Source organism: Streptomyces sp. MnatMP-M17 (assembly GCF_900091995.1).
Lineage (GTDB): Bacteria > Actinomycetota > Actinomycetes > Streptomycetales > Streptomycetaceae > Streptomyces.
This window is the reverse complement of the sequence record NZ_FMDK01000035.1, coordinates 1-5000: the sequence shown is the minus strand read 5'-3', so window position 1 is coordinate 5000 and position 5000 is coordinate 1. Positions and strand designations below refer to the sequence as shown.

The following is a 5000-nucleotide window of genomic DNA, read 5'->3' as shown; positions in this document are numbered from 1 at the left end:
CGGGCCGGCTCGGCCGCCCGGTGACTGCCGACGGGGACGCCCTCGTCGTCGACGGCCGCCGCATCACCGTGCTCGCCGAACGCGAACCGGCGCGGCTGCCGTGGGCCGAGCTCGGCGTCGACATCGCGCTTGAGGCGACCGGCCGCTTCACATCGGCCACGGCCGCCCGCGCCCACATCGACGCGGGCGCGACAAGGGTACTCATCAGCGCGCCGGCGGACGGCGCCGATGTCACACTCGCGTTCGGGGTCAACACCGACGCGTACGACCCGGCCGCGCACACGATCGTCTCGAACGCCTCGTGCACGACCAACGCGCTCGCGCCGCTGGCCGCCGTGCTCGACGGTCTCGCCGGCATCGAGCACGGCTTCATGACAACGGTGCACGCCTACACGCAGGAGCAGAACCTCCAGGACGGCCCGCACCGCGACGCCCGCCGCGCCCGCGCCGCCGCCGTCAACATCGTGCCGACCACAACAGGCGCCGCCAAGGCGATCGGCCTCGTACTGCCGAACCTCGACGGCAAGCTGTCCGGCGACTCGATCCGCGTGCCTGTCCCGGTGGGATCGATCGTTGAACTCAACACGACCGTCGCTCGTGACGTGACACGCGAGGACGTACTGGCGGCATACCGCACCGCGGCACAGGGGCCGCTCGCGGGCGTACTTGAGTACTCGGACGACCCGCTCGTATCGTCCGACATCACGGGCAACCCGGCCTCGTCGATCTTCGACTCGGCCCTCACCCGCGTCGACGGCCGCCACATCAAGGTGGTCGCCTGGTACGACAACGAGTGGGGCTTCTCGAACCGCGTGATCGATACGCTCGAACTCCTCGCCACCAGCTGAGAACCTCGACTTGGCGCGCACTCAACAGCAGCTGCACGACAGCCATCCCGCCATCACTCGAAAGCATTGGTCGGTCACGAGCCGCAGCAGCCGCCTGCGGGAGCTTCCTTCGTCGCAGCCGGGGCCGATGCACCGATCTGTACGAGCTCCGGCGCCGATGTGGCGCAGCAGCCTCCGCCGTCGGACTGCCGCTCGGCGGCCGGTTCGTCGAACAGCCCGGCGCCGCCGCACACCCCGCTCTCGGGCAGGGTCAGCTCCACGCGGTCGGCGGACTCGGCATCGCCGGCGATCGCCGCGGCAATGGAGCGCACCTGCTCGTAGCCGGTCATGGCGAGGAAGGTGGGTGCACGGCCGTAGGACTTCATACCGACGAGGTAGACGCCCTGTTCGGGGTGGGACAGTTCACGGTGGCCGTGAGGGTAGACCGTGCCGCAGGAGTGGACATTGGGGTCGATCAGCGGCGCGAGTTCCACGGGTGCCTGGAGGCGCTCGTCCAGGCCGAGGCGTAGTTCGGAAAGGAAAGACAGGTCCGGGAGGAAGCCGGTCAGGACGACGACCTTGTCAACCGGGTCGAGACGGCGGCCGTCTTCAGCCACCAGCACCAGGCGACCGTCGCTGTCCCGTTCCACCGCCTCGGTACGGAAGCCGGTGACGGCGTCGGCGTGTCCGTTGTCCACCGCCGCCTTGGCCGCGAGGCCGAGGGCTCCTCGGGCGGGCAATTGGTCGGCCGCGCCGCCGCCGAAGGTGGCACCGCTGATACCGCGCCGCAGGATCCATACGGTGTGTGTGCCCGGAGCGTCCTTGGCGAGGCCGGCCAGGGAGGCCAGCGCCGTGCAGGCGGAGGCGCCGGAGCCGATGACGGCCGTGCGCTTGCCCGCGTAACGGGCCCGTACGGCTTGGTCGTTGAGGTCGGGGACGCGGTAGGAGATCCGGTCCGGGGCCATGCGCTCGCCGAGCGCGGGGAGTCCGTCGGCGCCGATGGGGCTGGGCATGGACCAGGTGCCGGAGGCGTCGATGACCGTACGGGCCGTGATCCGCTCCTCGGCTCCGTCCGCGTTCATGATGTGGACGGTGAAGGGCTGTCTGTCCCGGTCGGCGTCCACGATCCGGTCGCGTCCGAACCGGGAGACACCGGTGACGCGGGTACCGAACCGGACCTTGTCGCCGAGGACGTCGGCCAGCGGCTGGAGGTAGAGCGTCGCCAAGTCACCGCCGGTGGGGTAGGTGGCGCCGTCCGGTGCGGTCCAGCCGGAGAGCGCGAGGAGCTTCTCGGCGGCCGGGTCGACCAGCTCGGCCCAGGTGGAGAAGAGCCGTACATGACTCCACTCCCGTACGGCGCTGCCCGCGCGGCCTCCTGCCTCCAGGACCAGGGGCTCGATGCCGCGCTCGACCAAGTGCGCCGCAGCGGCCAGGCCGATCGGGCCTGCTCCGATCACCACGGTGGGCAGGTCGCTGGTGGGCGCCCCGGTCGTCGGCACAGTCACGGCGACTCCCTCTCGATCTTCTTGCTTCGACGTTTATCGATGGCTTGCACCGTCAGGGTTCCATCTGGTTCGATGACTGTCAACATAGGCATTCATCGAAACAATGGATCCGTTGCCGCCCCTGGGTCGGGTGTGAAATGTTGAGGTGGAGCCCGATCAAGTGGCTCCCGGACGAGGGGTGCCGTACCCGGAGTGCGACAAGACGGCCCGTGAGAGGGCTGTCATGTCGTGGTGGATTCTTGCCGTTTCGGGTGTTCTGGAAGCTGTGTGGGCTGCTGCCCTGGGCAAATCGGAAGGCTTCAGTCGCCTTGTTCCGACGCTGCTCTTCGTTATTGCCCTGGCCGCGAGCATGGCCGGACTGGCTTACGCGATGCGTGAACTGCCGGTCGGTACCGCGTACGCGGTATGGGTAGGCATCGGCGCGGTGCTCACCATCCTGTACGCGATGTTCGCCGGACAGGAATCGGTGACCGCACTCAAGGTCTTGTTCCTGACGCTGATCGTCGCAAGCGTGATCGGGCTCAAGCTCGCCCACTGAGGCCCCTGGTCAAATTCTCGTCCGGCGGTAGCGGTGGGAGGCGGCCCCTGTGGAGTTGGTTCGACGTGTGTCAACATAGACGTATGTCGAATACGAAGGTGCTGCCGCTGCTGGAGCCGGAGGTTGCGCCGTGCTGCCCGCCGTTGTCCGAGCGGGCGTTGACGGCCGAGGAAGCGGTCCGTACGGCCTCGATGTTCAAGGCCCTCGGCGATCCCGTACGGCTGAGGCTGTTCTCGCTGGTCGCCTCGCACGAGGGTGGCGAGGCCTGCGTCTGTGACATCTCGGACGTCGGTGTCTCCCAGCCCACCGTCTCCCATCACCTGAAGAAGCTCCGCGAGGCCGGTCTGCTCACCTCGGAACGGCGCGGGACCTGGGTGTACTACCGCGTGGCTCCGTCCGTCCTTGCCGCCATGGGCCAGTTGCTGAAACAGCCCGCGGCCTGACTTCGTCGAACGGGCCGGTGTCTGTTCGTCCGGCGCCGCGTGATGCTGGACGTATGGAGATCGAGATTCTGGTCGTGCCGGACTGTCCGAACGAGAAGCCCGCTGCGGAACGGCTGAGGAGCGCTCTCGACGCTGTCGGCATGCACGACACGACGTTCACGACCCGCACCATCAGCGACCCCGAGTCTGAACCGCCTTGACCTTCAAGTCGGGCAGAAGGGACGGGGTCTACGGAGCGTACGGCGTATCGGCCAAGGCGTTCTCGTCCGTCGCGTGGCCGAGAGTGCGGTCGAGGACGGTCAGGAGGAGGTAGAGCACGCCTGCGCCGAGCATGATCCAGGCGAGGTGGTGCATGCCGCCGGTGTCCGCGCGCTGCCCGAAGGAGGCGGCCGTTGTGGAGGAGGCGACCATCGAGCCGATGTAGGCGAAGGTGCGCAGCAGGCCGGCCGAGGAGGCGGTGCGCTCGGGATCGGCCTGGAAGTAGACGGAGTTCTGCAGGGCCAGGTTGTTCAGTCCCTGCGGGACGCCGAAGATCAGGGCGACGAGAATCAGCATCCACACGGGGCTGTCCCCGGTGAGCGTCAGCATCACCGCACAGGCGACCACCTGCCCGAGCGCACCGGCGAGCAGCTTGCCGCGCACGCCCTTGCGCCGCCCGGAGACGATCGAGACACCGATGGCCACCAGGAACATGGGGATCTGCACCAGCCCGGCGTGGAAGGGCGAGAGCCCGAAGCCCTCCTCCGTCCACTGGGTGAACCCGTAGAGGAAGGAGTAGGCGACGACGTAGGCGACCAGCGCGCGCCCGTAAGTGACCAGCAGCGGCGTGTTGCCGCCCAGCACCCGCAGGTCGATGAACGGGGTGGCGGCCCGTAGCTCCCGCGCCGCGAACGCGCCGCTCGCGGCGGCGGCGATCACCGGCAGGTACCAGTCACGCAGGTGCAGGTTCATCAGGAACAGCAGCAGTGAGACGAGCATTACGGCGAACAGCGCCATGCCGGGCAGGTCGAGCTGGGCGGCGCGGCGCCCACGCGACTCCCCTGTACGGGCCTCCTTCGCCCCTGTGCCGTCTTCCTTGGCACGGCCCTCCTTGGCCCCCGTACCGGCCTGCTTGGGCAGTCGGAGCAGCCCCAGCAGCACGGCCGTGACGGCCAGCGGCACATTCAGCGCGAAAGTGGCGCGCCAGCCGCCCAGCCCGACCAGCAGCCCGCCCAGCAGAGGGCCGAGCACGGCGATGGTCTGGTTGGCGACGGCCAGGGCGGTCAGCACCCCACCGGGGCTGTCCTGCCCGGTGCGCCTGGCCTCGCTGCGCAGCAGCGCCATCGCGGCGGGATACCCGGCGCAGGTGCCGAACCCGAGCAGGACCCGCGAGGCGATCAGCACACCCACGTTCGGGGCCAGGGTGCCGACGACACCGGCGACCCCGACAAGGCTCGTGCTGACGAGGAAGAGCCTGCGCGGTCCGAAGATGTCGATGAGCCGGCCCACGACGGGCTGCCCGAGAGCCGTGGCCAGGTAGAGGGCCGAGACCAGCCACGCGGTCTGCGAGGGCGGCACGCCCAACGCGTCGCCGATGGGTACGAGCGTGACGGCGATGATCGTCGAGTTGATCGGGTTCAGGACCGAGCCCAGCATCATCGGCGGCAGCAGCCGCCGGTCGAAGCCCGCCGTCGCCGTCCCGCCCCGC

Annotated in this window: 6 protein-coding genes and 1 riboswitch; of the genes, 4 read left to right on the top strand and 2 right to left on the bottom strand. The window is 69.2% G+C overall.

What is annotated here, in order from left to right:
• Window positions 1-848 (top strand): type I glyceraldehyde-3-phosphate dehydrogenase (locus GA0115259_RS02045; RefSeq protein WP_093589917.1); only part of this gene is annotated, 848 nt, incomplete at its 5' end.
• Window positions 849-922: 74 nt separating this feature from the next.
• Here the strand turns inward: GA0115259_RS02045 and GA0115259_RS02040 are convergent.
• Complete coding sequence (locus GA0115259_RS02040; RefSeq protein ID WP_256097876.1) at window positions 923-2332, bottom strand: NAD(P)-binding domain-containing protein; 1410 nt, start codon at window positions 2330-2332, stop codon at window positions 923-925.
• A gap of 145 nt (window positions 2333-2477) precedes the next feature.
• A riboswitch (guanidine-III (ykkC-III) riboswitch) is annotated at window positions 2478-2544 on the top strand.
• A gap of 11 nt (window positions 2545-2555) precedes the next feature.
• Between GA0115259_RS02040 and GA0115259_RS02035 the strand changes: the two genes are divergently transcribed.
• The 3 genes from GA0115259_RS02035 to GA0115259_RS39930 all read left to right on the top strand — a co-directional run bounded on the left by GA0115259_RS02035 (window position 2556) and on the right by GA0115259_RS39930 (window position 3513).
• Entirely contained in the window at window positions 2556-2870 is a 315-nt protein-coding gene (locus GA0115259_RS02035) for a DMT family transporter (protein WP_093589911.1), read from the top strand.
• Between the two features lie 83 nt (window positions 2871-2953).
• Window positions 2954-3313 carry an ArsR/SmtB family transcription factor gene (locus GA0115259_RS02030; RefSeq protein ID WP_093589905.1) on the top strand — a complete coding sequence of 120 codons (360 nt, stop codon included), beginning with the start codon at window positions 2954-2956 and terminating at the stop codon, window positions 3311-3313.
• A 53-nt stretch (window positions 3314-3366) separates the two neighbouring features.
• Window positions 3367-3513: a hypothetical protein gene (locus GA0115259_RS39930; RefSeq protein ID WP_161230262.1), complete on the top strand. Its 147-nt coding sequence runs from the start codon at window positions 3367-3369 to the stop codon at window positions 3511-3513.
• A 28-nt stretch (window positions 3514-3541) separates the two neighbouring features.
• Here GA0115259_RS39930 and GA0115259_RS02025 read toward each other — a convergent pair whose 3' ends face one another.
• Window positions 3542-4963, bottom strand: coding sequence for an MFS transporter (locus GA0115259_RS02025; protein ID WP_237539692.1), 1422 nt, complete (start codon window positions 4961-4963; stop codon window positions 3542-3544).
• Window positions 4964-5000 lie beyond the last annotated feature (37 nt).

What these genes read in the sequence shown, in the direction of transcription:
- GA0115259_RS02035 (WP_093589911.1), top strand. Translation starts at nt 2,556, where the DNA reads ATGTCGTGGTGGATTCTTGCCGTTTCGGGTGTTCTGGAAGCTGTGTGG.
- GA0115259_RS02030 (WP_093589905.1), top strand. Translation starts at nt 2,954, where the DNA reads ATGTCGAATACGAAGGTGCTGCCGCTGCTGGAGCCGGAGGTTGCGCCG.
- GA0115259_RS39930 (WP_161230262.1), top strand. Translation starts at nt 3,367, where the DNA reads ATGGAGATCGAGATTCTGGTCGTGCCGGACTGTCCGAACGAGAAGCCC.